General features: G+C 61.1%; 28 protein-coding genes. 6 read left to right on the forward strand and 22 right to left on the reverse strand.

Features of this window, described 5'->3' with window-relative positions; all coding sequences use genetic code 11:
* Positions 1-144 precede the first annotated feature (144 nt).
* On the forward strand, positions 145-444 hold the full coding sequence (locus OHL14_RS14545) for an ATP synthase F0 subunit C (RefSeq protein ID WP_263380077.1): 300 nt from the start codon (positions 145-147) through the stop codon (positions 442-444).
* Positions 445-992: 548 nt separating this feature from the next.
* On the opposite strand, the gene OHL14_RS14550 is transcribed toward OHL14_RS14545, so the two are convergent.
* From OHL14_RS14550 to OHL14_RS14635, 18 genes are all read right to left on the reverse strand, one after another.
* The gene (locus OHL14_RS14550; protein ID WP_263380078.1) at positions 993-2,483 is read right to left on the reverse strand and encodes an NADH-quinone oxidoreductase subunit N; all 1,491 of its coding nucleotides are present in this window, start codon (positions 2,481-2,483) and stop codon (positions 993-995) included.
* Entirely contained in the window at positions 2,483-4,174 is a 1,692-nt protein-coding gene (locus OHL14_RS14555) for a complex I subunit 4 family protein (protein ID WP_263380079.1), read from the reverse strand. Before OHL14_RS14555 ends, OHL14_RS14550 begins: the two co-directional genes overlap by 1 nt.
* Before the next feature lie 64 nt (positions 4,175-4,238).
* Positions 4,239-6,188: an NADH-quinone oxidoreductase subunit L gene (gene nuoL, locus OHL14_RS14560; RefSeq protein ID WP_263380080.1), complete on the reverse strand. Its 1,950-nt coding sequence runs from the start codon at positions 6,186-6,188 to the stop codon at positions 4,239-4,241.
* A 138-nt stretch (positions 6,189-6,326) separates the two neighbouring features.
* A complete protein-coding gene (nuoK, locus tag OHL14_RS14565; protein WP_317890424.1) occupies positions 6,327-6,629 on the reverse strand; it encodes an NADH-quinone oxidoreductase subunit NuoK in 303 nt (100 codons plus the stop codon).
* 2 nt (positions 6,630-6,631) lie between these two features.
* Positions 6,632-7,138, reverse strand: coding sequence for an NADH-quinone oxidoreductase subunit J (locus OHL14_RS14570; RefSeq protein WP_263380081.1), 507 nt, complete (start codon positions 7,136-7,138; stop codon positions 6,632-6,634).
* 67 nt (positions 7,139-7,205) lie between these two features.
* The gene (gene nuoH, locus OHL14_RS14575; RefSeq protein WP_263380082.1) at positions 7,206-8,267 is read right to left on the reverse strand and encodes an NADH-quinone oxidoreductase subunit NuoH; all 1,062 of its coding nucleotides are present in this window, start codon (positions 8,265-8,267) and stop codon (positions 7,206-7,208) included.
* Between the two features lie 15 nt (positions 8,268-8,282).
* Complete coding sequence (locus OHL14_RS14580; RefSeq protein ID WP_263380083.1) at positions 8,283-10,664, reverse strand: molybdopterin-dependent oxidoreductase; 2,382 nt, start codon at positions 10,662-10,664, stop codon at positions 8,283-8,285.
* A 5-nt stretch (positions 10,665-10,669) separates the two neighbouring features.
* Positions 10,670-12,004 (reverse strand): NADH-quinone oxidoreductase subunit NuoF, encoded by a 1,335-nt coding sequence (gene nuoF / locus OHL14_RS14585; protein ID WP_263380084.1) that lies wholly within the window; start codon positions 12,002-12,004, stop codon positions 10,670-10,672.
* Positions 12,005-12,514 carry an NADH-quinone oxidoreductase subunit NuoE family protein gene (locus OHL14_RS14590; protein ID WP_263380085.1) on the reverse strand — a complete coding sequence of 170 codons (510 nt, stop codon included), beginning with the start codon at positions 12,512-12,514 and terminating at the stop codon, positions 12,005-12,007.
* Between the two features lie 175 nt (positions 12,515-12,689).
* The gene (locus OHL14_RS14595) at positions 12,690-13,142 is read right to left on the reverse strand and encodes a hypothetical protein (protein WP_263380086.1); all 453 of its coding nucleotides are present in this window, start codon (positions 13,140-13,142) and stop codon (positions 12,690-12,692) included.
* Positions 13,143-13,221: 79 nt separating this feature from the next.
* Positions 13,222-13,527 (reverse strand): transcriptional regulator, encoded by a 306-nt coding sequence (locus OHL14_RS14600; protein WP_263380087.1) that lies wholly within the window; start codon positions 13,525-13,527, stop codon positions 13,222-13,224.
* The gene (locus tag OHL14_RS14605) at positions 13,524-13,889 is read right to left on the reverse strand and encodes a HepT-like ribonuclease domain-containing protein (RefSeq protein ID WP_263380088.1); all 366 of its coding nucleotides are present in this window, start codon (positions 13,887-13,889) and stop codon (positions 13,524-13,526) included. The genes OHL14_RS14600 and OHL14_RS14605 overlap by 4 nt, the downstream gene beginning before the upstream one ends.
* Positions 13,879-14,175: a nucleotidyltransferase family protein gene (locus OHL14_RS14610; protein WP_263380089.1), complete on the reverse strand. Its 297-nt coding sequence runs from the start codon at positions 14,173-14,175 to the stop codon at positions 13,879-13,881. The genes OHL14_RS14605 and OHL14_RS14610 overlap by 11 nt, the downstream gene beginning before the upstream one ends.
* Positions 14,176-14,275: 100 nt before the next feature.
* On the reverse strand, positions 14,276-14,518 hold the full coding sequence (locus OHL14_RS14615) for a hypothetical protein (RefSeq protein WP_263380090.1): 243 nt from the start codon (positions 14,516-14,518) through the stop codon (positions 14,276-14,278).
* Between the two features lie 140 nt (positions 14,519-14,658).
* Positions 14,659-15,942 carry an NADH dehydrogenase (quinone) subunit D gene (nuoD, locus tag OHL14_RS14620; RefSeq protein ID WP_263380091.1) on the reverse strand — a complete coding sequence of 428 codons (1,284 nt, stop codon included), beginning with the start codon at positions 15,940-15,942 and terminating at the stop codon, positions 14,659-14,661.
* Position 15,943: 1 nt separating this feature from the next.
* Positions 15,944-16,450 (reverse strand): NADH-quinone oxidoreductase subunit C, encoded by a 507-nt coding sequence (locus OHL14_RS14625; protein ID WP_263380092.1) that lies wholly within the window; start codon positions 16,448-16,450, stop codon positions 15,944-15,946.
* A 74-nt stretch (positions 16,451-16,524) separates the two neighbouring features.
* Complete coding sequence (locus OHL14_RS14630) at positions 16,525-16,935, reverse strand: NADH-quinone oxidoreductase subunit A (protein ID WP_263380093.1); 411 nt, start codon at positions 16,933-16,935, stop codon at positions 16,525-16,527.
* 78 nt (positions 16,936-17,013) lie between these two features.
* Positions 17,014-17,955 carry a prepilin peptidase gene (locus OHL14_RS14635; RefSeq protein ID WP_263380094.1) on the reverse strand — a complete coding sequence of 314 codons (942 nt, stop codon included), beginning with the start codon at positions 17,953-17,955 and terminating at the stop codon, positions 17,014-17,016.
* Between the two features lie 210 nt (positions 17,956-18,165).
* On the opposite strand from OHL14_RS14635, the gene OHL14_RS14640 reads away from it, so the two are divergent.
* Positions 18,166-18,639: a hypothetical protein gene (locus tag OHL14_RS14640; protein WP_263380095.1), complete on the forward strand. Its 474-nt coding sequence runs from the start codon at positions 18,166-18,168 to the stop codon at positions 18,637-18,639.
* A gap of 69 nt (positions 18,640-18,708) precedes the next feature.
* Here the strand turns inward: OHL14_RS14640 and OHL14_RS14645 are convergent, their stop codons facing one another.
* Positions 18,709-19,578, reverse strand: a complete 870-nt coding sequence (locus OHL14_RS14645) for a VOC family protein (RefSeq protein ID WP_263380096.1) — start codon at positions 19,576-19,578, stop codon at positions 18,709-18,711.
* Between the two features lie 108 nt (positions 19,579-19,686).
* Here OHL14_RS14645 and OHL14_RS14650 point away from each other — a divergent pair, with 108 nt between their 5' ends.
* On the forward strand, positions 19,687-20,157 hold the full coding sequence (locus tag OHL14_RS14650) for a DUF3592 domain-containing protein (RefSeq protein ID WP_263380097.1): 471 nt from the start codon (positions 19,687-19,689) through the stop codon (positions 20,155-20,157).
* Here the strand turns inward: OHL14_RS14650 and OHL14_RS14655 are convergent.
* Positions 20,154-21,611, reverse strand: coding sequence for a carbohydrate porin (locus OHL14_RS14655; protein WP_263380098.1), 1,458 nt, complete (start codon positions 21,609-21,611; stop codon positions 20,154-20,156). The genes OHL14_RS14650 and OHL14_RS14655 overlap by 4 nt on opposite strands.
* 365 nt (positions 21,612-21,976) lie before the next feature.
* On the opposite strand from OHL14_RS14655, the gene OHL14_RS14660 reads away from it, so the two are divergent.
* Complete coding sequence (locus OHL14_RS14660) at positions 21,977-22,249, forward strand: metal/formaldehyde-sensitive transcriptional repressor (RefSeq protein ID WP_263380099.1); 273 nt, start codon at positions 21,977-21,979, stop codon at positions 22,247-22,249.
* A gap of 3 nt (positions 22,250-22,252) precedes the next feature.
* On the opposite strand, the gene OHL14_RS14665 is transcribed toward OHL14_RS14660, so the two are convergent.
* On the reverse strand, positions 22,253-22,474 hold the full coding sequence (locus tag OHL14_RS14665; protein WP_263380100.1) for a DUF3185 domain-containing protein: 222 nt from the start codon (positions 22,472-22,474) through the stop codon (positions 22,253-22,255).
* Between the two features lie 351 nt (positions 22,475-22,825).
* On the opposite strand from OHL14_RS14665, the gene OHL14_RS14670 reads away from it, so the two are divergent.
* Together OHL14_RS14670 and OHL14_RS14675 are read left to right on the forward strand one after the other, a co-directional pair.
* On the forward strand, positions 22,826-23,596 hold the full coding sequence (locus OHL14_RS14670; RefSeq protein ID WP_263380101.1) for a thiazole synthase: 771 nt from the start codon (positions 22,826-22,828) through the stop codon (positions 23,594-23,596).
* Between the two features lie 40 nt (positions 23,597-23,636).
* A complete protein-coding gene (locus OHL14_RS14675) occupies positions 23,637-24,125 on the forward strand; it encodes a DUF3592 domain-containing protein (RefSeq protein ID WP_263380102.1) in 489 nt (162 codons plus the stop codon).
* A gap of 206 nt (positions 24,126-24,331) precedes the next feature.
* Here OHL14_RS14675 and OHL14_RS14680 read toward each other — a convergent pair whose 3' ends face one another.
* A complete protein-coding gene (locus tag OHL14_RS14680; protein ID WP_263380103.1) occupies positions 24,332-25,684 on the reverse strand; it encodes a DUF1015 domain-containing protein in 1,353 nt (450 codons plus the stop codon).
* Positions 25,685-25,746: the final 62 nt, after the last annotated feature.

A 25,746-nucleotide genomic window follows, 5' to 3' on the forward strand; every position in this document is an offset into this window, starting at 1 on the left:
AATTCCCCCCGGCCAGCAAGATTCTTCGAATTGGGCGCTCCCTGTTCGAGGAGAGTTACAACGTTGTACAGCGTGAGGGGGTCAGCACGGTGAACCTCAACCACCCACTGGCAGCGACATTTACGGGAGCATGGAGTAACAACAATGCGTAAGCTTCAATACCTCTTCTCGGCTCTGGCCGCTCTGTTCCTCGCAACCCCCGCGTTCGCACAGGGTGCGGATGCTGTCAGCCCGTGGACTCCGATCGGCGCAGGCATCGGCATGGCGCTCGCTGCTGGTCTCTGCGGTCTGGCTCAGGGCAAGGCAACTGCTTCGGCAACCGAGGCTCTGGCTCGTAACCCGGGCGCTCGTCCTGGCATCTTCACCTTCCTGATTCTCGGCCTGGCGTTCATCGAATCGCTCGCTCTATTCACGTTCGTCATCATCTTCCTGTACGTGAAGTAAACGACGTCTGTAGACGGCGACGGCCTCCGCTTCGGCGGGGGCCGTTGTGTTTGTGGGTATCCCCCTCCTCCCCCCTACTTATTGTGTCAAAGTATTGATTGCGGGGGGTTTAGGTGTGTTCTTTGGTGCGGAAGTCTGGGGTGCTCGAAAGAGTGAGAAGGAGCGATGCCTTCGCTGCGACTTCTTCTCTTATTTAAGGATAGCAAGTAGGGAAGGGTAAACATGCAATTGTTTTTCGGTGGGGATGTCTATTGTTTGCATGGAGTTAGCGGAATTGTGGAGGCCGCAAGGGCTTGACAGCAAAAGGAGCGGCGGGTGGTTTGGCTTTGTGGCGTTTGCGAGGCGACTGAGTGGGGAATGGTGTTTCGCGAAAGGCGGAAGAGGATTCGCGGCGGGAATGGCAAGCTAAAAGCAGAGGCAAATGCAGATTCCTCCGCTTCGCTGCGGAATGACAAACAAAAGAGGCGAATGCAAGGGTCAAAGCAAGAGCAGAAGTAGAAAGGCCCTCGCGATTGCGAGGGCCTTTCTTTCGCCTGGGGTAGCGGGGCTTATTGCTGGGTGGGTTGAACTGCGACCGCTGCCGTGGTGGTGGGGGTCGCTCGTTCTACCAGGTGGACCAGCTTGTTGGGCAGGATGCCTAGGCCGAGGGTGGCTAGGGCGGTGGCTGCGAGAGCGACCGCTGCCGGAGCCGTCACCTTGCGGACGGGGATGTAGGCAACGCTGTCGCTGGTGGGACGCGAGTAGATGGCGGCCAGCAGGCGGAGGTAGTAGAAGCAGGCTACGCCGGAGTTGGCGAGGCCGACGATGCCGAGCCAGACGTGGCCGTTCTGGAGCGCTCCCGAGAAGACGTAGAACTTGCCGAAGAAGCCGCCGGTGAAGGGGATTCCGATGAGCGAGAGCAGGAAGAAGCCGAGCAGAGCGGACATACCGGGCCGCTTGAGGGCGAGGCCGGTGAAGTCTTCGATGGAACGGATGCGCTCAGAGAAGCCGGAGAGCTGCGAGAGAACGAGGAAGGCTCCGACGTTCATCGCAGCGTAGGTAGCGGTGTAGAAGCAGGCACCGGCGACGGCGTTCTGGTGGGTGCCGGTGAAGGCGACGAGCAGGTAGCCGGCGTGGGCGATGGAGGAGTAGGCCAGCAGGCGCTTGACGTCGTGCTGTTTGAGCGCGCCGAGGTTGCCGAGGCACATGGAGGCGACGGCGAGGATCTCGATGAGGAGAATCCAGTGGCCGTGGAGCATGGGTGTTCCATTGAAGAGGAAGCGGAGCAACACGGCGAAGGCAGCGGCCTTGGGTGCGGTAGACATAAGGCCAACGACCGGGGCGGGAGCACCCTGGTAGACGTCGGGCGTCCAGACATGGAAGGGAGCCGCGGAGACCTTGAAGCCGAGGCCGATGAGGACCATGGCGACGGCGAGGATGGCCATGGTGGGGGTCCTGGTGATGGCGAGGCCAGCGGCGATGGGGCCGATGCTGGTGGAGCCGGTGGCTCCGTAGATGAGGGCTACGCCATAGAGGAAGAAGGCGGTGGCGAAGCTGCCGAGCAGGAAGTACTTGATGGAGGACTCGGAGGCGGTGGCACGGCCCTTGCGGAAGCCAGCGAGGATGTAGGTGGAGATCGAGGAGATTTCGAGACCGATGAAGACCATCAGGAGCTCGACGGAGCTGGTCATGAACATCATGCCGACGGCGCCGAAGAGGACGAGGGCGAAGTACTCGCCTGCGTGGGTGATGGGGGACTCGAAGTAGTCGAGCGAACCGAGCAGCGTTACAAGCACGACGGCGGCGATGAGGAGGTGGAAGAAGATCGAGAAGGGATCGATCTGGATCGTGGAATAGAAGGCGGTGAGGGTGCCCTGAGCGTTGACGATCTGCAGCTGATAGAAAGCGGCTAAGCCGGAGAGCAGGGAGCCGAGGATCGCGAGCCAGCCGAGCGGCTTGCGCGACTTGCCAGCGGGGATGACGGGTTCCAGGACCATCACGAGGACGCCGGTGATGGTGAGAACGAGTTCAGGAAGCAGGGCGAGGAGGTTGGTGGACATTAGTAGCGCGCCCCCTTGTCAGTGGTTGGGGCCGGTTTGCCAAGAGCGGCGGAGGCGAGGGTGGGGTCGACGAAGGTTGGTTGAGTCGCCGGTCGCGGCGACATGTTCATGGTGATATCGGTGTTGATGTCGACCGTGGGCGCGCCGAAGGTGTCGATGGCCTTCATCCAGAGCGGGGAGGCGACGCCCATGACGAGGAAGAGAGCGGCGAAGGGCCAGAGTTCGAGGTGTTCCCGAGCGGTGAGGTCCCAGCCCGTAACCTCTTTGGGTCTGTGGCCCAAAGAACCATAAAAGATGCGCTGGATCATCCAGAGCATGTAGCCGGCTCCGAAGATGACGCCGGTGGTGCCGACGACGGTCCAGAGGATGTGGTGCGCGATGAGCGACTGCATGGAGCCAGAGAGGATAAGGAACTCGCCGACGAAGCCGTTCAGCATGGGCAGGCCGACAGCTGCGAGCGTCATGATGACGAACATGGTGACCATCCAGGGATGGCGCGCGGCGAGGCCGCCGTAGTCGCGGAGTTCGTAGGTGCCGTAGCGCTCGTAGAGCAGGCCAAGAAGGATGAAGAAGGCGGCGCCAACGAGGCTTTCGTTGAGGATCTGGAAGACGCCGCCATCGAGACCGGCGACGGTGAAGGTGAAGATGCCGAGGACCACGAAAGAGGCGTGCGCCAGGGTGGAGAAGGCGGCGAGCTTCTTGAGGTCGGTCTTGATGAGCGCGATGAGCGAGCCGTAGGCGATGCCGACGGCACCGAGTGCGATGAGCAGCGGGGCGACGTAGTGGGACTGGTCGGGGAAGATGCCGAAGCTGAAGCGCAGGATGGAGTAGAGGCCGAGCTTGCCGGCGAGCACCATGACGGCGGCGGTGGGAGCTTCTGAGACGGCGTCCTGCAGCCAGCCGTGGAGTGGGAAGATGGGTACCTTGACGCCGAAGGCCACGAGGAAGGCGATGGAGCAGAGCAGCATGGCCTTTGAGTTTGGCGAGATGGCTTTGGCGAGAGCCATGCCGTGGAGTTCATTCAGCTGGAAGGTGTTGGTCTGCACGTAGAGCCAGATGATCGCGATGAGCAGGATGGCCGAGGGGATAAAGGCGTAGAGGAAGAACTTGATGGCGGCGCGGCGGCGGTTTTCGGTGCGGCCGAAGGTGGCGATCAGGAGGGTGAGGGGGACGAGCGAGAACTCCCAGAAGCCGTAGTAGAGAAAGAGGTCGAGCGCGACGAATATGCCGAGCATGGCGACCTGCTGCAGCAGGAAGAGGATGTAGAAGAGCTTGCTGCGCTGCTTGATGGTGTTCCAGGAGGCGAGGACGCCGATGGGGGCGAGGAAGCCCGCGAGGACGATGAGCCACATGGAGAGGCCGTCGACGCCGAGGTGGTAACGGATGGCAGGCGAGGTGATCCAGCTGTAGTTCTCTTCGAACTGGAAGCTGCCGGGGGCTGCGGCGTAGTTGAAGTGCGCGGGGAGATGCAGCGTGAAGAGGAAGGTGAGCAGCGTGACGACGAGCGCGCCGATGGCGTGGATCTTGCTGCCGGACTGCCCGGGGATGTCGGCTTCGCGCTCCGGGATCAGGGCGAGCACCACCGCGCCGACCAGCGGCGTTAGCAGGAGGAGCGTCAGAATGGAGTGGTCTGGATTCATAAAGGTCGCGGTCGTTCGGTGAAGCAGATTCCCTTCGGGAATGACAAGCAAAAAGCGAGTGAAGCAGGTCCATCCCTTTCGGCTACGCTCAAGGTCAGGATGACAAACAAAACGGTTAGTGAATAAAGATAGTGATGGCGATGACGGCGGCGGCTCCAAGGGCGAGCCAGCCGGCGTAGGAACGAATGTTGCCCGACTGCATGCGACGGGTGACGGAAGCGAGGGCGCCGGTGCCGCTGGAGAGCAGGCCGATGGAGCCCTGCACAATGCCGGTGTCGACGATGCCGCTAAGGGCGATGCGCGAGACGTTCAACAGGGAGCCGACGATGGCGAAGTTGTAGACCTCGTCGACCCAATATTTGTGGTCGAGGAGGGAGTAGATCGGCTGCAACTTTTTGGCGATCTCGCGGGAGGTGCCGGGCTTGCGGATGTAGAGCTGATAGGCCAGGCCGAGACCGAGCGCGAAGGCGAGAGTTGCCACGGTCGAAAGCGCGATGGCTGTTCCGCTGGAGGCGGCGACGACCTCGTGACCGCTGGAGAGGACGGGATCGAGGAAGTGCTCGAACTCGTTGTGTCCACCGAAGGCTGTTGGGACGCCAACGATGCCGCCGATGATGGCGAGGACTGCGAGAATCATGAGGGGAGCCGTCATGACCAGAGGCGACTCGTGCACACCATGCGAACCGTGACTATCGTGAGCCGCGTGATGATCGTGGGTGTTGTGCTCGACCACGTGGGAGGCGCCAAAGAAGGTTTTGAACCAGAGGCGGAACATGTAGAAGCTGGTGAGGAAGGCGGTGAAGACGCCGATCGCCCAGGCGAACTTGCCGACAGCGGTGCCGGCGGTGAAGGCCTGGAAGAGGATCTCGTCCTTGGAGAAGAAGCCAGAGAGGAACGGGAAGCCGGCGATGGCGAAGACACCAGCGGACATGGTCCAGAAGGTGATGGGGATGCGCTTGCGGAGGGCGCCCATCTTGCGCATGTCCTGCTCGCCGCCGAGGGCGTGGATGACGGAGCCTGCGGCGAGGAAGAGCAGGGCCTTAAAGAAGGCGTGCGTCATGACGTGGAAGATGCCGGCGGAGTACGCTCCGACGCCGCAGGCCATGAACATGTAACCGAGCTGCGAGACGGTGGAGTAGGCGAGGACGCGCTTGATGTCGTTCTGCACCATGCCGATGGTGGCGGCGAGAAGTGCGGTGGCGGCGCCAATGCAGGCGACGACGGCCAGGGCGGTCGGCGAGAGGTTGAAGAGCACATGGCAGCGGGCGACCATGTAGATGCCGGCGGTGACCATGGTCGCGGCGTGAATGAGCGCGGAGACGGGCGTGGGGCCTTCCATCGCGTCGGGGAGCCAAACGTAAAGCGGGATCTGGGCGGACTTGCCGGTGGCTCCGAGAGCGAGCAGGAGGCAAATGGCGGTGAAGGGAGCTGCTGTCGTCGCGGCGTGCGAGAAGACGGTGTTGAAGTCGAGCGAGCCGAAGTGAGCGATGAGGAGGAACATCGCGAGCAGGAAGCCGAAGTCGCCGATGCGGTTGACGATGAAGGCTTTTTTGCCTGCGTTGGCGGCGGAGTCCTTGGTGAAGTAGAAGCCGATGAGCAGGTAGGAGGCGAGACCGACGCCTTCCCAGCCGACGAAGAGCAGGAGGAAGCTCGACGAGAGTACCAGGACGAGCATGAAGAACATGAAGAGGTTGAGGTAGGCGAAGAAGCGCCAGAAACCTTCCTCGTAGGCCATGTAGCCGACCGAGTAGATATGGATGAGGAAGCCTACGCCGGTGATGATGCTGAGCATGATCAGGGTGAGGTGGTCGACGGTGAAGGCGAAGTCGACATGGAAGCCGGAGACGGCGATCCAGGGGCGGCTGACGGCTTGCAGGGCGAGCGGGGCGCCGTCGGCCTTGAGGATGAGCCAGAGCTTTGCCACGATGAGCGCGGGCAGGACCGTGAAGAGCAGCGCAATGGCCGAGACAGCGGCGCGCGGCAGCTTGCGGCCCAGCGTTCCGTTGATCAGGAAGCCGGCGAAGGGAAGGGTCGGGATGAGCCAGAGCAGGTTCGTGTTGTCCATGATTGATTCGGTGGCGCGAGAAGCGAAAAGCAGATTCCCTTCGGGAATGACAAACAAAAGCAAGTACAAAAACGAAAGCAAGAACAAAAGCGAGAAGCAGATTCCCTACGGGAATGACAAACCGAAACAGTTACAAAGCTAGTTCTTGAGCAGGTTGACCTGGTCGACGTTGAGCGTCTGCCGAACGCGGAAGAGCGCGATGATGATGGCGAGGCCGACGGCGGCCTCGGCTGCGGCGACGACCATCACGAAGAAGACGAAGATTTGGCCCGCGACCTGGCCCCACATGTGCGCGAAGGCGACGAAGGTGAGGTTGACGGCGTTTAGCATGAGCTCGATCGACATGAAGATGGTGATGATGTTGCGCCGGATGAGGAAGGACGCGATGCCGATGCAGAAGAGGACTGCGCCGAGGATGAGGTAGTAGGAGGTGGGCACCATGATTAGAGCTCCTTCCTTGCCAGCACGACTGCGCCGAGGATGGCCACGAGGACGAGAACGGAGGTGACCTCGAAGGGCAGCAGCAGGTTCGTGAAGAGCGCGTGTGCGATGCGGGTAAGGTTGCTTTCGGCTCCGTTGTAGAGGCCGGAGAGCTGCGTGTTGCCGAGGGCTGCGCGGTTCTTGAGGAAGATGAAGGTCAGCAGGCAGAAGATGGCGGCCGCGCCGGGGAAGCCAGCGATGGAGGCGATCTTCGAGCCCTTGGTGCGTTGTTCTTCGCCTGCGTTGAGCAGCATGACGACGAAGACGAAGAGCACCATGACGGCGCCGGCGTAGACGATGATCTGGGCGGCGGCGAGGAACTCCGCGCCAAGCGACCAGTAGAGCACGGCCAGCGACATCATCACGACGACCAACGAGAGCGCCGAGTTGATCGGATGGCGCTGCAGCAGCATGTTGAGTGCTGCGATGACGGCCAGCAGTCCGAAGATGGTGAAGAGGGCAATTTGCATTGTTGCTTCAATCTTTCGTGTTTCAGCGTGTCGGTTTACTTCGATTGTAACTGCGTCGTGAGATGTATTAGCTGCGGAACGCGAGCACGAGAGCGGTTGCGAGAATGTTAACCATGGCGAGCGGCAGAAGGAACTTCCAACCGAAGCCCATGAGCTGGTCATAGCGGAAGCGCGGCAGCGTAGCGCGCACCCAGATGTAGAGAAGAATGAACGAGAAGACCTTGAAGACAAACCAGAAGATCGGCAGTACGGCGTGGATGAAGCCGGTGGCGAAGAGGTGGTCGGTGAGGTGACCGAAGGGTGAGGACGCGCCGCCGAAGAAGAGCAGGGTCGCGACGCAGGCTACGGTGATCATGTTGGCGTATTCGGCCATGAAGAACATGGCGAACTTCATCGAGGAGTATTCGGTGTGGTAGCCCGCGACGAGCTCGGACTCGGCTTCAGGGAGATCGAAGGGCGAGCGGTTGGTTTCGGCATAGGCGGCCATCAGGTAGATGAAGAAGCCAACGATCTGGAGGCCGCCGAAGATGTTCCAGGAGCGGGCACCGTGGGCCGACTGCGAGTTCACGATATCGCGAAGCGAAAGGGAACCGGCGCGGAGAATGACGCCGACGAGCGAGAGGCCGAGGGCGAGCTCGTAGCTGATGACCTGCGCGGTGGACCGCAGTGAGCCGAAGAGCGAGTACTTGTTGTTGGAGCTCCAGCCGGAGAGCGCGATGCCGTAGACGCCGATACTGGTGACGCCGAGGATGATGAGCAGGCCTACGTTGATGTTGGCAATCTGGAACAGATCGACGCCCTGGTAGGTGGTCTCCGCACCGAAGGGCACCATGGAGATGGAGATGAGGGCGCAGGCGAGGGCGATGACGGGGGCTGCGACGAAGAGCGGGCGCTCGACGGCGAGCGGCATGAGGTCTTCCTTGAGGAAGAGCTTGATGCCGTCAGCGAGGGGCTGTAGCAGGCCGAACGGGCCTACGCGGCTGGGTCCCCAGCGGTTCTGCATGCGGCCGAGCACCTTGCGTTCCAGCAGCACGGTGTAGGCCACTGCGGTAAGCGTGATGACCAGCACCACCGCGATCTTGAGGACCGTGAGCAGCAGGAAGATTTGAAATGCGGACAGATGAATCATCGGGCTTTAGTGCTCTCAGTCGGCAGAGGCCAGGTGGTCAGTGTGTTCGGAAGCTTGATGGCGCTGCACATCCTGCAGCATGGGCGAGAAGCGCGTGAGCGATCCCGAGGTAAAGAGGGTGTCCGCTGCGGGAAGGACGAGGTCCTTGCGGCCGGTCTGGATCTGCACGAGGCCGGAGGCTGCGGGCGCGATGTGCTGGTCGTTGCCGCTGAGCAGCTGCAGGCGGAGAAGCTTGTCGTAGCCGGGAACCACGCGCTGGATCTCGTCGAGGATGGCGAAGGGATCGAAGGGCGAGAGCTTGGGCTCGAGGTTGTTGGCGGTGAGCCAGACGCTGTGGCGGTCGGCTTCGCCGGACTGAGCGCCGCGGGTCTGACCCATGTCTCCAGACATACCGGCCGCGCGGAGGCCCTTGCCGAAGGGAACGAGGGTCTTGACGTCGTGGCCGAACTTGTCGGCGAGGCGAACGATCAGCTCGAAGTCCGAGCGGACGCCAGCCTTGTCGGCCGCCTTGGCGACGAGCTGCAGATCGCCGTAGCTGTTGGTGACAGAACCGGCCTTCTCGTAGAGGTTAGCGGCGGGGAAGACGACGTCGGCGAGCACGGCCGTCTCGGTGAGGAACATGTCCTGCACGATGACGAAGGTGTTCTTGAGTGCGGAGGCGTCGATGCCGAAGCGCTTGATGGGGTTCGAACCGACGACGTAGAGCGCGGAGAGATGGCCGGCGCTGGCTGCGTCGAACATGCCGAGCAGGTCGAGGCCGGGGGCGTCAGCGACCTGGGATTGGCCGGCTGCGCCGTATTCGCTGGCGAGGGTGGAGCCCTTGAGCGACTGATAGCCGGGGAGGACGTCGGGAAGAACGCCCATGTCCGACGCGCCGCGCGAATTGGCATAGTCGGCCAGCAGAGCGAACTTGGCGTGGGGCAGGGCGGCGATCAGCTTGGCGAGTTCGCCGCCGCGGAGTTCGTTGCCGACGACGACGACGAGCTTCTCTTCGGCCTTAACGGCGGTGCTGAAGTCGTTGGCAGAGGCGAGGGAGTCGATGAAGGCGGCATAGCCGAACTCGGCTACAGGAGCGAAGGCTTTGGCCTGACGCTTGAGCTTGATGTCCTGGTGGTTCGCAACGTAGAGGCGCGCCTTGTTGAGGCGAACGTTGGTGCGGATGTTCCAGGCGGTCAGCGGAGCTTCGTTGGTCGGGTCGCCACCAATGAGCAGGATGGCGGGCGACTTCTCGACGCAACGCTGCGAGGCGAAGCGGGGTTTGCCGTCTGCAGTGGTGGTGCCTTGCAGGGCGGTCGCGAGAGTGACGAAGTCGGCGGTGCGGTGGTGATCGATGTTATTGGTGCCGATGACCGTGCGCGCGAACTTCTGCAGCAGGTAGCTCTCTTCGTTGGTGGTGCGGTTGGAGCCGATGACGCCGATGCTGTTGGCACCCTTGGCATCGCGCAGCTCGCGAAGTTTCTTGCCTGCGAAGGTGAGAGCTTCTTCCCAGCTGACGGGCTTGAGCTTGCCATCGGACTGGCGGACGAGCGGCGAGCTGAGGCGTTCGATGTTGTTGGCGAAGTCGAAGGCGTAGCGACCCTTGTTGCAGAGGAAGTCGCCGTTCATGCCGCTCTTGTCGCGGTTGTCGCCGCGGACGATCTCGGAGCCTTCGTTGACGGAGCGGACGCCGAGGGTGGTCTTGCAGCCGTCGCCGCAGTGGGTGCAGACGGTGGCGACGTGGTTCATCTCCCAGGGGCGGGTCTTGTAGCGGTAGGTGCCGGAGGTGAGCGCGCCTACGGGGCAGGCGTCGATGCACATGCCGCACTGCTCGCAGTCGAGCGCGGCCATGTGATCGGGCGACTCGGACGGAGCGACGTTCGGAGCGATGATGGAGCTGCTGCCGCGGTTCTGGACGCCGAGCGCGAAGATGTCCATACCCTCGCCGCACATGCGGACGCAGCGATAGCAGAGGATGCAGCGGGGGCGATCGAAGTAGACGACCGGCGACCACTTCTGCTCTTCGCGATGGTTCTTGGGTTCGGCGTAGAAGCTGTCGGCTGCACCGTACTTGAAGGTCATGTCCTGCAGCTCGCACTCGCCGCCGGCGTCGCAGACGGGGCAGTCCAGCGGATGATTGCCGAGCAGGAGTTGCAGGGTGGCCTTGCGGGCCTGTGCGATCTCGGGGGATTCGGTGGTGACGTTCATGCCCTCGGCGACGGTGGTGGTGCAGGCGGTCCCCAGCTTGGGGGCTTTCTCAATACGGACGACGCACATGCGGCAGGCTGCCTGGAGCGAGAGGCCGGGGTAGTAACAGAAGGCCGGGATCTCGATGCCTGCGGACTTGCAGGCGTCGATGAGGAGCGTGCCCGCCGGGGCGGTAAGCTTCTTGCCGTCTACGATGAAATTTACGTCTGGCATAAGGTCTAGTGGGCTCCTGCGAGCGCGGGCTCGCCGATGGGCGTGATCTGGATCAGCGGGTGCTCGACGCGCTTGCCTTCGAGGTACTCTTCGAACTCCGAGCGGAACTTCTTGACGAAGCCGAGCGTGGGCATCGCAGCGGCGTCCCCGAGTGGGCAAAAGGTGCGGCCCATCATGTTTTCGGCGAGGTACTGGATGTTGTCGATGTCCTTCTTGTTGCCGCCGCCTGCGTGGAAGCGGGTGAGGGTCTTCTTGATCCAGTCGGTTCCTTCGCGGCAGGGGATGCACCAGCCGCAGCTCTCGTGCTGGTAGAAGCGGATGGTGCGGAGGGCGAACTCGACGATGGAGACAGACTCGTCGAGCACCACGATGCCTCCGGAGCCGAGCATGGTGCCAGCTTTCGCCATCTGGTCGAAGTCGAGGCCGACATCGATCTCATCGGCTTTGAGGACGGGGCAGGAGCTGCCGCCGGGCACGACGGCTTTGAGCTTCTTGCCGTCCTTGATGCCGCCTGCGACCTTGTAGATGGCGTCGCGCATGGAGTAGCCCATGGGGAGTTCGTAGACGCCGGGGCGTTCGACGTGGCCGCTGATGCCGAAGAGGCGCGTGCCGCCGTTGCGTTCGCTGCCGAGCTTGGCGTAGGCCTCGCCACCCATGAGGAGGATGTGCGGAGCGTTGGCGATGGTCTCTGCGTTGTTGATTACCGTGGGGCCGCCGTAGAGGCCGACGACCGCTGGGAAGGGAGGCTTGATGCGCGGCACGCCGCGTTTGCCTTCGAGGGACTCCATGAGGGCTGACTCTTCGCCGACCTCATACGCACCGGCGCCGGTCTGCGTGATGATGTCGAAGTCGACGCCTTCTTTGCCGAAGATGTTCTTGCCGAGGTAACCCTTGGCATAAGCGTCCGCGACGGCCTTTTCGACGATCTTGAGGAGATAGCGATACTCGCCGCGGAGATAGATGAAGCCGACCTTGGAGCCGATGGCGAGGCCCGCGATCATGGTGCCTTCGATGACGGAGTGGGGATCGTGCAGGAAGAGGACGTGGTCTTTACAGGTGCCGGGCTCGGATTCGTCGCCGTTGACGAGGACGTATTTGGGCTTCTCGGAGACCTTGGGAACGAAGCTCCACTTCATGCCGGTGGGGAAGCCTGCTCCGCCGCGACCGCGCAGGCCGGAGGCCTTCATCTCATTGACGATCCACTCAGGACCATTTTCGATGGCCTTCTGGACGGCCTTGTATCCGTCGAGTTCGATGTATTTGTCGATGTCGGTTGCGCCCATGCCAAAGCGGCGAGAGACGACTTTGACTTCATCAGGATGCGAGACGAGGGTTGGCATCTATTTCACGTCCTTTCCGCGGCCTTCGCGATAGTCAGCCAGGACGGCGTCCATCTTTGCGGGGGTCAGGTCTTCGTGGAAGTCATAGTTCACCTGCACGGCCGGAGCCCAGCAACAAGCGCCGATACATTCGACTTCTTCGAGCGAGAACATGCCGTCGGCGGTGGTTTCCTTGTGGCCGATGTGCAGGGTCTTCTTGCAGTGGTCCAGCAGCTCGAAGCCGCCGCGCAGCATGCAGCTGATATTGGTGCAGACCTGCACGTTGTACTTGCCGACAGGGGCGGTGCGGAGCATGGAGTAGTAGCTGAGCACGTTGCGGACGTCGAGTTCGAGCAGGTCGAGACGTTTGGCGATCTCGGAGATGGCCGCGTCGCTGACATAGCCGAGGTCGTCCTGCGCATAGAGCAGCATCGGAACGAGGGCCGAACGCTTCACGGGATAGATGGTGGCCAGCTTATCGAAGCGGGCCGCAGTTGCAGGCGTAAAGATCGAATTCGGAATGGTGCTCATAGAGTTTCGGGTTCTCGAAAATGAGGCGTCGAAACCTAGTCTACTATCGCTAAGCCACTCAAGTCACAGTCGGTTGAGGAAAGCTGCTTGTATCTGTTCGAAAAACGATATGCGACAAAAGTGGCCGCAGTTGTTTGATGGGAGATCGCCCTCGTCACAAGCGAATCACTCCGCATTATTCGTTGAGACCGAGCGCTTCCATCAGCACGATCTCGGCGTACTGATCGCCACTGAGCGGCTTCTTGACGGTCGCGTCAAAGTTGCGAAAAGTTATCGCTCCACTTTCGTCGGTGCCGAAGGTGAAGTAATCCTCCGAGGTATACCGTCCGCCTGTTCGCTTGAAGGTGGCACCCGCGACCTTGACCTCGATCGAGATGAGGTTCACATGGTTCTGCTTGATCTTTACGACGGGCGAAGCCACTTCAACCGTGATGCGGTCAACAGCCTCGACAGCTTCATTGAAGGCATCCACATGCGGCGTGAGCAGCTGTTGAATCGCGCGTGCTTTGCCAGCGATGGCTTCTGCCTCGCGACGGGCGAGTTCATCTGCCGAGACAACGAGAGTCTCTTCGGCCTTCTTCCGGGCGTTCGCGAGTTGAGCGAGCTTGGAGCCTAGCGGTGCAGTCATATCCATCCTGGCGAAGATATGGGGGCCCGATGGTGATTAGAGTACTTGAAAACAGAGAATGTGGCGCCAGAGAAGTTCGTTAGAGCGAAGGGAAGAGCATTTCGCGGGCGAGGCGTTCGGCGGCCATGTCCATCTCTTCGGCTGGGGCGTGGTTCAGGGTGACGGTGCCGTCTTCGAGGAGTGCGAACGGGACAGGGGGGCCGTCGCTCAACCGCTGCTCGGTTGCGGTGAACTCCATCCACTGGCTGCCGACGCGGAGGATGATGGAGTCGGCGCTGACCTCGACCACGGCGTGTTGCTTAGCGTTCAGGCCGTGCGCGGCTGCGTAGCTACGCAGTACGGATGCCCAGGAGGTCCAGAGTTCGGTGTGGAGTTGAGAGGTCATGGCAGCGGTACATCCGGGAAATGCTTCCGCATCGTAAGCTCCAAGGCTTCCTTGAGCGGCGGCAGATCGCTGTGGATGATCTCCCAGATGGTCGCACGATCAATCGCGTCGTAGGCATGCCGAATCACGTTTCCCAAGTCTCGAATCTTGCGCCAGTTCGGTCCCGGGCAGAGTGCCAGTTCGTCCTCACGAAGACGGTGAGCGGCCTCGGTGAGAACCAGCAGACGATAGAGGATCGCATCCTGCTTCCCTTGCTGTTCTTCGAAGGTCGCTAAGTCCAACTCGGCACAGTAAGCCCGCAGAAGCGCGATGGCCCGTAGGATGTCGTCGAAGTAGACTGCAGGGGTGCGATTAGAACGCATCGACGGCGTCCGCTTCTACATAGGGTTTCAGGATGGGCTTGATGAGATTGCGCGTACAGAGGTCGACCTTCGCGCCCAGCAGGTCTTCAAGTTGTAGATGCAGACCGGCGATGTCCAGCAAACTGAGCTTCTTCTCCGGGTCATAGTCAGCCATTAAATCCACATCGGAGGCCTCGTCGGCCTCATTGCGCGCCGTTGAGCCGAAGAGCGCGAGGTGCAGGATGCCTTCGGCCTGTAGCTCAGGCGCGTGCTGGCGGAGTTTGGCGAGAACCTCGTCGCGGCTCATGCGTTTAGTCTAGATGAACTTCGTTGGGTTTTGTTGCAACCGTCGGCAGAGGCGCAGCTTGGTACTCAGGAAACCCAGAGTTCGGTGTGGAGGTCATGATTCATCGTTTCGTGATCAATTTGGTGGCGAAACGTTCTGCAAGCCCGTGCACCGAGACCTGCTCTCCACTGATTGATGCGATGCCATCTGGCGACATCCTCCAGGGCTCGCACTTATCTTCAGGTGCGATTTGATTCCAGCTTCCTTCGCCGGAGTGAGGATCTAGCCAGACACTCAAATATCCGCCCCAATCACCACCCTCTGTTGTGGCAATGAACTCCTGCGGCAAAATCTCTTCGACCATGGGCCGTTTCAAAAAGCCACTAGCCTCCAGATCACTAAGGCGAGAGCGCAACTTAGCCACCAGCTCATTCCAGAGCGCTACTAACGCATCTCGGTGTTGATCGGGCAAATCAGCAGAGTAGGGCAAAAGGTTTCACCGGACTACCGATCGATAGCTCCGAGCACTACGTCAATTGAGCCGATGACTGCGACTACGTCCGCGATCAGCTGTCCCTTGCACATGGTCTCCAATGCCTGGAGGTTGGCAAAGTCGGCGTTGCGCATGTGGACGCGGTAGGGCTTGGTGGTGCCGTCCGAGACGACGTAGTAGTTCATCATGCCGTGCGGAGCTTCGACCGAGCTGGTGGCTTCGCCTGCCGGGACTGCGAAGCCTTCGGTGACGATCTTGAAGTGATGGATGAGGGATTCCATCTGGGTCTTCATCTGCTCGCGGTCGGGAAGGATGATCTTCGGCGCGTCGGCGACGATGCGGCCTTCGGGCATGCCGTCGAGCGCCTGGAGGCAGATCTTGACGCTCTCGCGCATCTCGTCCATGCGGACGAGGTAGCGGGCCCAGACGTCGCAGCCGTTGGAGACGGGGACGTTGAACTTGAACTTCTCGTAGCCCGAGTAGGGCATGTCGCGGCGGACGTCGAAGTCGATGCCGGAGGCGCGCATGGGCGGGCCGCTGACGCCGAGAGCGATCGCCTGCTCCGCGGTGAGTTTGCCGACGCCCTGGAGGCGCGACTTCCAGATGGGGTTGTTGTTGAGGAGGCCTTCGTACTCGGCGATCTTGGAGGGGAAGTCGGCGAGGAAGGCGCGGATGTCCTTGATCATGCCGGATGGCATTTCAAGGGCGACGCCGCCGATGCGGACGTAGCTGGTCATCATGCGCTGGCCGCTGACAGCCTCGAAGATGCGCAGCAGGGCTTCGCGCTCGCGGAAGCAGTAGAGGAAGACGGTGAGCGCGCCGATATCCATGGCGTGCGTGCCGAGCCAGACGAGGTGCGACTGGATGCGCGTGAGCTCGTTGAAGAGGACGCGAATGTACTGCGCGCGTTCGGGGACTTCGAGTTCGAGGAGCTTTTCCACGGCCAGGGCGTAGGCCGTGTTGTTCGTCATCGGACACAGGTAGTCGATGCGGTCGGTCATCGGCGTGACCTGGTTGTAGAACTTGGCCTCGCAGGTCTTTTCGATGCCGGTGTGCAGGTAGCCGATGTCGGGCGCGAGGGAGACGATGGTTTCGCCGTCGATCTCCAGCACGAGGCGAAGAACGCCGTGCGTGGACGGGTGCTGCGGACCCATGTTCAGGATCATCGTGCTTTCGCTCACCGGGTCGGAGCCTTCGGGACGGTGATGCGAGGTGGACTCGCGGACGACGTCTTCAACGCCGGGGATCAACATGTCTTCTGCTGTGATTTCGTCAAGCTGTTCGATAGGAGACATATTAGCGGTAGCCCTCCACGGGGTAGTCCTTGCGCAGCGGATGACCTTCCCAGTTCTCCGGCATCATGATGCGGGTGAGGCCGGGGTGGCCGGTGAAGGGAACGCCGAAGAGGTCGAAGACCTCGCGTTCGTAGAAGTTGGCGGAGGGCCAGACGCCGGTAACCGAGGCGATGGACTGGCCTTCGTTGAGGCGGGCGACGACGCGGATGCGCTGCTTGAGCTTGTACGAAAGCAGCGAGTAGCTGAGCTGGAAGCGGGGCTCGGCGGGGTACCAGTCGACGGCGGTGACGTCCTCGAAGAAGACATAGCTGGCGGCCTGGGCGGCCTTGCAGGCGGCGACGATGGTCTCAGGCGCGACGGTGAGGGTGAGTTCCTTGCGATCCCACTTGGCGTCAACGATGAGATCGGCGAGGCCCTGGATAGCGGCGTGGTCGGCGAGCGCAGCGGTGACGGCCTCTTTGCCGAAACAGGCCTCGGGAGTCGCAGGGTTGATGATCGGGTCAGACATATCTTCTCTTCTCTGAAAGCAGATTCCCCTTCGACTTCGCTCAGGAGAATGACAAATCGATGAGGTTGTGCGGCTTACAGATCGCCGCGGCTGCTTGTGTTGGTCCAGTCGAGGATGCCCTTCTTCCAGACATAGAAAAGACCGACGGCGACGAAGCCGAGGTACACAACCATCTCCCAGAAGCCGAAGAGACGCTGGCCGGTGATGGTGTGGAGCTGGCGGTAGATGACGGCCCAGGGCATTATGAAGACGGCTTCGACGTCGAACAGAATGAACAACATGGCGACCATGTAGAACTTGACGGAGAAGCGTCCGCGGGCGTCGCCCACGGGATCCATACCGCACTCGTACGCGCCGAGCTTGACCTTGGTGCGCTTGTGTTTGCCGATGAAGAAGGACGCAGCGACCATGCCGCCGGCCATAGCCAGAGCGACCAGGATCTGCAGCACGAGAGGGATGTATTGCCAGATGTAGTGAGTTTGCATGGCCAGTCTTGAGTGTAGGAGCGTAGCGGTCAAGAATCAAGGGACGGCATCCACAGGGGATAGCGTCCGACGGAAAAGCTAGAGCAAAGTGCTGTACCAGGCGATAAGCGGAGCGCCGAAGAGGGTTGCGACGAGCCCTCCGATGCAGAGGAAGGTGCCAAGCGGTAGCTGCGTGGTGGCATTGGCTTTTCCGCGAGCCATCAGCGTCACGGCAAATAGCGAGCAGAGGACCACGCCGACGAAGAGGGAGAGCATCGCTGGCCAGAAGCTGAGGAAGGCGGCGATCATCGCGATGAGTTTCACATCGCCCAGCCCGAGGCCTTCGCGGCCGCGTAGCTTCTGATAGAGGAAGCGGATCAGCAGCAGGAGGCAGGCTGCGGCGGCGACGGAGGCGAGCCAGCCGAGGACGATGTGCTCGGGGCCGGTGAGGATGAGATTGCCCTTGTCGACGGTGCTGCCCGCGCTGGTGATCGGGTTCTTGCCGTGCAGCATGACATCGCCTTCCTTGGGGCCGAGGAAGATGATTTGACAGCAGGTGAGGAAGAAGCCTATCGCTATGCCGGGTGTGGTGAAGGCGTTGGGAAGCGTGTGGGTGCGCCAGTCCATGACGAGCAGACCGATGAGAAGGAAGCCGAGAATGAGAGCGGCGATGCCTGCGATAGATTGATCGGCGAGGTGTTCAGTTTGAAAGGCTGGCACTTGCTCGTGGAGTACGTTGAGCAAACGGGCGTTGAAGACGGCGGCTACCAATGTGAACCAGATCGCGGTGGCGAGTTCCACCGCCGGATAGCGCCAAGAGATGCTCTCGCCGCAATCCCGGCACCTTCCGCGCAGCAGTATCCAACTGAGAACAGGGATGTTGTCGTACCAGCGGATCGTTTTGCTGCAATGGGGGCAGTGGGAGCGGGGGTGCCAAAGGCTCTCGTGTCGCGGCAGGCGCGCGATGCAGACGTTCAGAAAGCTGCCGAAGAGCAGACCAAGGACGAAGGCGACGATCTCGAACACGAGCGGAGACATCATGAGTCTCAAGTATAGGTTGTGGCGAATGGTTGCCTGGGGACGCGATTCAGGCGGGCGCGGTTATCGTTCTGTTCTGCTTGGAATTGTGTGCAACTTTGCGGGGGAGGCTGTGTTCTAACAATAGGGAACGGACGGCAACATTGAAAACGTCCTGAACCCAGACCTCGTAGCGAGAAAGCACGCTCGAGCGAGGTTAGAGGGAGTTGCATCATGCGTTATTTACGCTATTTCGCTTTTCTCGCAGTACTCGGTTTTTTCTTTACGACGGCGCCTAAGGCGAACGCTCAGGTTTCGGTGGGCATCGGTGTTGGCGGCTATCCGTACGCGGCTCCGGCCTGCAGCTATGGCTACTACGACTACGCGCCGTATGCGTGCGCTCCGTATGGGTACTACGGCCCTGAGTGGTTCAACGGCGGCCTCTTTATCGGCGCAGGCCCGTGGTATCGCGGCGGTTGGTATGGTCGCGGCGGCTACGGCTATCGTGGCGGCTACGGTTACCGCGGTGTTGGTGGCTACGGCTATCGTGGTGGATACCGTGGCGGTTACGGTGGTGGCTATCGCGGAGGTTATGCTGGTGGCGGTTTCCACGGCAATGTTGGTGGTGGCTTCCGCGGCGGCGGCGGTGGTGGCTTCCACGGTGGTGGCGGCGGCTTCCACGGTGGCGGCGGCGGCGGACATCGCTAATCCTCTACCCAAACAGAAACAAAAGACGGTTGCCTGCATGGCAGCCGTCTTTCTTTTGTCGGCGAAGAACTATTTTGTGGCTTTGAGGATGATCTGATTGCCATCGGGATCGGTGAGCAGAAGGTCGTGACTATCCAGTTCGCCTCCACCCTGCTTGAACTCAACCCCTTGCTGCTTCAGTTTCGCTGCGGCGGTGGAAGTATCGGCGGCTAGAACGATGCGGGAGCGGAAGCCGAGTTCGGCGGACGAGACGAGCTTGATGAACTCGGAGGGATTGCCGGGAAGGGCGAAGGTGGTCTGCGGGCCGCGTGAGGGCATTCTGGTGGGCGCCTGCGGTATGAAGCCTGCCTTGTCTTTGTAGAAAGCGGCTGCCTCGGCGGGATTGGTGAAACCGATTTCCACGCCGATGAGGTGGGTCGAGATGCGATCGGGGCCGAGGAACTGGCCGATGGCCTTGGAGTGCATAGAGGCAGGCATGTACTGCGTGTACTCCATGTTTTGGGGGCCGGTAAGGGTGGCGGGGCCGGGCATGGTGAATAGCAGATTGCCTGCGCCAGCGGTGCGAACGTTGTTCGGAGTGAGGCCGTGGGCTACGTAGTAGTCGTGCACGGCGGGCAGGTCTCTGCCGTAGAAGCAGACGTGCAGGAACCCGATCTGCGTGTTCTTGTCCTCGACCGGGTAAAGCTCGAGGTACTGCTGATCGTCGATCTTAATGAAGGCCTCGTAGACTTTGCCCTCGCGCGAGAGCGCAAAGGCGCGGATGAAGCCGAGCTTTTCGTAGTACGCGACGGAGGCGTCGAGATCGTGGACGCGGATGGCAACATGGGCGATGCCTGCGAGATCGGCCGAGGGAGTTACGGCAGGCTGCTGGGCGCGGGCTGCGAGCGGCAGAACGAAGAGACTGAGAAGGGAAGCGGTGAGACGGCGGCGATTCAGCATCGTGGTTGGGCACTCTCCGGTGAAGATTGTAGAGGGCTGGGTGGACGGTTGTCGCTGGCATGAGGCTGGGCCGCAACGGTGAGGCGCGCATTCGCATAGAGTGGAGAGATGGATCTGGTTGCACTGCGTCGAACGTGGGGCGCGTACTTTTCGGCCACGGCACCCCCTGTTGCGAGGATTACGTTGCCCTTTGGCTTGCTGTCGCTGGTGTTGTGCGCGGTCTTTGCGGCCCACACCTGGTGGACGTTCCGGTCCTTCGCGCGGATCTCGGCAACTGTGACGGAGAATGTTTCGACGCAGAATGCGCAGGGAGAGGTGGTGTCGGTCACCCATCTGCGGTTTCAGCTGCCGGGCGGAAGGATCGTGAACTTCATCGACCCCGTCCGCAGTGACGATCCCAGCTTCGCTACGGGCGAGGTTGTGCCTGTGATCTATCCGGCTCAATCGCCCGAGTCCGCGCAGGTAGCTACGGTGTGGCGACTCTATTTTGTGGCTTGTGTGTTCGGAATTATCGGCATCGTTCTGGCTGATGTCGGCTTGATTCTGGGGCGCGTTCGCAAGAGGACTGTGCGCGCCTAGAAGTCAACGTGGGTGCGGACGGTGAAGATTTCGACCGGGCCACGGGCCTGGTTGTAGCCGGGGTGCGCGACGAGCTGGAGATCGAAGGCAGTGAAGAGTCCGCGCCAGTTGTGAGCGGTGTAGTACGTCTCGAGGATGTCTTCGCGCGCGTAGCTTAGAGCGCCGTCGCCGAGGATGAAGCCGAGTCCACCGAGCGCGAGGTACTGCTGGTGGTCGCGCTTGATGGCGTTGGAGATGCCGACGAGGCCGACCTTGTCGTTGGTACGTCCCCAGTGGGCGCCGGAGATGTCGCCGCCGAGTTCGAAGGTCTGATCGACCTCGGTGTAGGCGTAGCTTTCGTGCTGGCCTTCGTTCCAACCGAAGCGGCCGAACACGCGGACGTCCTGCGTGAGTTCCTGCTCGAAGTTCAGGCCGATACCGTACTTCATGGTGACCTGTTCGGCGTGTTGCGTGATGCTGGGTGTCGCGCTGGTCTGGCCGATGGAGCGTTCGAAGATAGCGATCTTGTTCTGATCGCGGTAGTCGCCCATGTTGGCATGATTGACGAAGCCGAGCAGGCGTACCGTGCCCTTGCGATCGGCAGCAATCAGGCGTTCGGGCAGGAAGGCGAAGGGCGTCTTGCGGTATTCGAGCTCGACGTTCTGACCGCTGGCGCGGTGCAGGTTCCATTGCAGGTCGATGCCATTAGCGACGGTGGGCATGAGGCCAAGAACGTAGCGCGCGGACCAAAGCTTGTCGTCATACTCGGCGACGGCGGCGTAGGTGTAGCCGCGCGTGTCGGCGGCGTAGTCCCAGGCGCCATTGTTGTCGGCGGTCCAGTTTAGGAACTGCAGGTGCGAGTCGGAGCCGGGGCCGCTGATGTCCATGACGTCGGGCATGCTGAGCTTGCCAACGCGGAGGTCAAGGCGGCGCTCCGGGACTTTGGTGGCAAGCGAGAACTGCGTACGTGGCTGGTCGACCATCTTGCTGGTGAAGCCGATGGTCTGGTGCAGCTGTACGCGGGCGATGTAGGGCTTGGAGCCGAGCGTAGGGTTGCGCACGACGTCGAGGTTGCTGAAACCAGCGAGACCGAGGGCTTCGGACATGCCGCGACCGCCTGCGGATTCGATGTCGAAGATGCCGTCGAGCTCGAAGCGAGGATCGGCGATCAGCTGAAAGCCACCGTAGATCGTGCCGACGAGCGAGGTTTTGTATTCACCGCGCGCCAGGAAGGAGTTGGTGCCTTCATACGGCGAGTGGAAGCCGGGATGCGACTGGAAGACGATATTGGCCTGCCCGGAGAGCAGGTAGCGCGCGGTGTCAGGATGCGGAAAGACGGTGAGCTGCGGCGCTGGAGCTTCCGGAGTTGGGACAGGGGCGGTTGCGGCGGCGTCCTGCTGGGCGCGGGAGGGCGTTACGCAGAGAGCGCAGAGAAGGAGGACGAGAGGTGAGAGACGGCCAGGTGTCTGAGGCATCGGTCGTGGAGGCTTTCTGTGACTGTACGGAGCGAATGTAAGAGTGAGATGAATGGCCCGCCAAGGAGGAGTTTCCCGATGACGGGCCGGAGTAATTCAGAGTCTTCAGAGACAGCGGAGCTGTCGTTGAGCGGCATCCAGATACCGGCGAGGGGGCAGCGTTCGTCGCCGGTTTCTACAAAGCGACGGGTGATCAGCATGGTGCGGATCGGACGGGTCGGGGTTGGGATGGTTTCCTTCCTGCGAAGCGGATTGCGAAAGAGGGTCATGGGGAATCTCCTTTCCGGCACGGGGTGCCTCAGATGTTTCGGCGCGGTTCGGCTGCGTCGTGGATATAGTATACCCCAGTAGGGTATATGGAGGGAATGATGGAGACGAGTCGCGAGCGGACAAAACTGATCAACCGAGCCAAGCGAATTCATGGGCAGGTGGAGTCAGTGGAGCGCAGTTTGATTGAGGGGCGGGAGTGTTCGGATGTGCTGATGCTGCTGGCGGCGGTGCGCGGCGGGATCGATGGATTGATGGCGGAGGTGTTGGAAGATCACATCCGCCTTCATCTTGTGGGGCCGAAGGCCCAGGCGCTGACGCCTGAGCTTGGGGAAGAGTTGATTGATCTGGTGCGGGCGTATATGAAGTAGCGTCTACTTGCGGGTGATGCCGACGCCGACGAGCACGACGCCGCCGACTAGGCAGATGAGGCTTGCCGCGGGCGGGATGGGTACGGTCTTCTTCTGCTCGTGCGAGACCTGCAGCGGGCCGAGGTCGACGTCCTTCTTCTCATGCGTGAAGCTGAAGCCGCCGAGGGCAAAGCCGACGATGCCGACGAGGATGAGGATCGCGCCGATGATGGTTGCTGGTTTCATGGTGTAGAAAACTCCGTGCTGAAATGTCAGTCGTTTCGTGAGATGCAAATTGAGGTTAACATCGCGTTTGACTTTCTTCTCCGTCGGTTTTACTTTCGAGCTACACGGGAAAGGAGGATGGTCCAAACCTTATGAAAATTGACAGTACATGTAGCACCACAACACGTGAGGTGACTGAGGCTTAGAGCATCCGTTGCTCTAGTCCTGGCGGCTTTTCGTCGAACGACCATAAGTCCTGCCGAGGCCCATCCGTAACGGATGCCTCAGGTCAACCCAAACAGATCACCGCATATCGGCTCGTCCTTCGGGACGGGCCGATTGTGTTTGCGGCGGCGGATTTAGGATAGAGGGATGGATGAATTGGTCATTGCAGGAAGAACGTTTCGGTCGCGGCTGATTGTTGGCACAGGGAAGTACAAGGATGGCGCGGAGACGAAGGCCGCCATTGAGGCCTCCGGCGCGGAGATGGTGACGGTCGCGGTGCGGCGCGTGAATCTGGATCGCAGCAAGGAGTCGCTGCTGGATTTCATCGATCCGAAGAAGTATTTTTTACTGCCGAATACGGCAGGCTGCTACACGGCGGAGGAGGCGATCCGCGCGGCTCGGCTGGGGCGTGAGGTGGGGCTTTCTGACTGGGTGAAGATCGAGGTGATCGGCGATCAGGCAACGCTGTATCCCGATGTGCAGGCGACGGTGGAGGCGACGAAGGTGCTGGTGAAGGAAGGCTTCACCGTTCTGCCGTATACGACCGACGATATTGTGTTTGCGAAGCGGCTGATCGATGTAGGCGCGGCTGCGGTGATGCCGCTGGGAGCTCCGATTGGGACAGGGCTGGGCATGGCAAATACGTATACGCTGCGGATGATGCGCGAGCTGATCACGGAGGTACCGCTGGTGGTGGATGCGGGCTTGGGAACGGCGAGCGATGCGGCGCTGGCGATGGAGCTGGGCTTCGATGCCGTGCTGCTGAATACGGCGATGGCGGCTTCGAAGAACCCTGTGCTGATGTCGAGCGCAATGAAGAAGGGTGTCGAAGCGGGGCGTGAGGCGTTTCTGGCGGGGAGGATGCCGAAGAAGCTGTATGCGACGGCCAGTTCGCCGCTGGAGGGGATTTCGCGGTGATCGTCAGTCGAGGCCGTGTTTTGATAGGCATAATATCTTCATGTCTCGACGTGATATCTGGTTAGTAGTGTTGAAACTCCTAATGTGGATCGGACTGGTTCAGGGAATAATCTGGACTCTGCTCACCTTGGGGTTTGCTGCCCACACGCTCATCTTTATAGCGCGATCCATCACGACCACTGGAACGATCGTCGAGCTTCGAGAGAAGCAAGACGATGAAGGCAGTGTGACGTACGAGCCGGCCTTCACGTTTTCGCTAAAAGATGGCAATCAGCAGGCGGTCGTATCAAACGTAGGTTCGAACTCGTCGCCTTTTGAAGTGGGTCAGAAGGTCCCCGTCCGTTACGAGCCAGATGATCCGTCTGATGCGGCGATCAATAGCTTCGGCCAAACATGGGGCTTTTCCATAGGGTTTGGAATTGCCGCCATTGTTATGACTTTGTTCGGGCTGTTTTTCCGGTGGCGCGTCAACAAGCGTGAGGCGCGGCCACGCAACCTCAGTAAAATCCAATCGCTTGAACACATTTGAGCGGTTGACAAGATTGTGTCGGGCCTTCAGCCCTCAGATTGCTTTTTGCCACCGAACCCAGGGCTACGCCCTGGGCTGGTATGTGGCCGCGCCGCTGGCGCTAAACAAAGACAAACGCAGATTCCCCGTTCAACTTCGCTCAGGGCAGGCTCTTCGGGAATGACAAACCAAAAGAGAGACTGTCTTGGAGGAAGATTCAGGTTGCTTTAGTCGAGCGTGTACATCGCAAGACCGCTGAGGAGTTTGGGGTAGAAGTCCGTCGACTTCTGCGGCATCACTTCGAGGTTGAGGGAGACTTCCTTCATCTGCTCCAGCGTTACCGGCTTGATGAGGAAGGCCACATCTGCGTTGCCGCTGCCGACCTGTTGCAGGGCTTCGGTGGCTTCGCGGAGGTAGCGGACGTTATTACCGGCACGGACCTTCTCTTCGTTCAGGCCGAGGAGGTTTTCGAGTACGACCTTGTGCAGCTGGACGACGTCGAGCTGCTGCTGACGGGGGGAAAGATGCGCGAGCAGCGGAGCGATGGCCTCGGGCTTGGGAGTAAGCAGGAAATCGCCGTCGCGGGTGGCTGCTATGAAGGCGATGCCGGGTGTCTCGTTCAGGTGCTGGAGCAGGCCAGGTGCGCCGGGCAGATGACCGTCGGGGGTGGCGTGAATCTCTTCGACGGTGAAGAACTTCTCCGCCTTGTCCGCGAAGGCGTGGCCGCTGAAGTCGGGCAGGCCGAAGGCGACGCGGTGCGTGGGCAGGATGGTGATGCCCGGGGCGTCGGCGTTGACGAAGGTCATCATCATGGCCTGCTCAGGGAAGGCGGGTGCCGGCAGGCCTTCGGGCGTGGTCTTTGGTGCGGCCTTCGGGTCGACGCCGAGCTCGGCGGCGCGCTCGAACATGTAGGTCGTTGAGGTCTCATAGCGGTGGTGGCCGTCGGCGATGAGCAGCCACTTGTCCTCCATTGTGGCGAGGACCTTCTGGATCAGCGCGGGGTCGGTGAGCTTCCAGACGCGGTGGATGACGTCGTACTCGTCGGTGATTTCGAGCTCCGGCGCGGCACCGTCGGCGAAGATGATCTTCTCGGCCGTGAAGGTAGGGTCGGAGTAGAGCATGTAGATCTGCTCGCAGTAAGCGCGGGTGGCCTTGAAGAGCGAGAGGCGATCGGACTTGTGCTTGGGGAAGGTCTGCTCGTGGCGATAGACGACCTTGTCGGCGTAGTCGGAGAGCTGGGCGAGGGCGATGAAGCCGCGGCGTTCGCGGACCTCTTCGGTGCCGGGGACCTTGTAAGTCTGGGAGTAGCCGTAGAGCGCGGGCTCGGACTCTTCCTTGAGGATGCCCTCCTTACGAAAGTCGTTGAGGGTGGCGGCGGCGCGGGTGTAGACGTTCTCGGTGTCATTGTCGCCGGGCAGGTGCTTACCGAGGATGACGCGGATCAGGTTGTAGGGGCTCGCCGCATAGTAGGCGTCCTGCATGGCCGGGGAGATCTTGTCATACGGCTGGGTAACGACGTCGGTCATGTTGACGCGGGCTGGATCGTAACGGAGGGCGCGGAACGGATAAAGGCGAGCCATATGGATGATTGTACTTTTGATGGCTGTGCAGAGGGGTATCCCAGGTAGTTTGGTCGCCTGCG

Origin of the sequence: Granulicella paludicola, assembly GCF_025685545.1 — a bacterium.
Lineage (GTDB): Bacteria > Acidobacteriota > Terriglobia > Terriglobales > Acidobacteriaceae > Granulicella > Granulicella paludicola.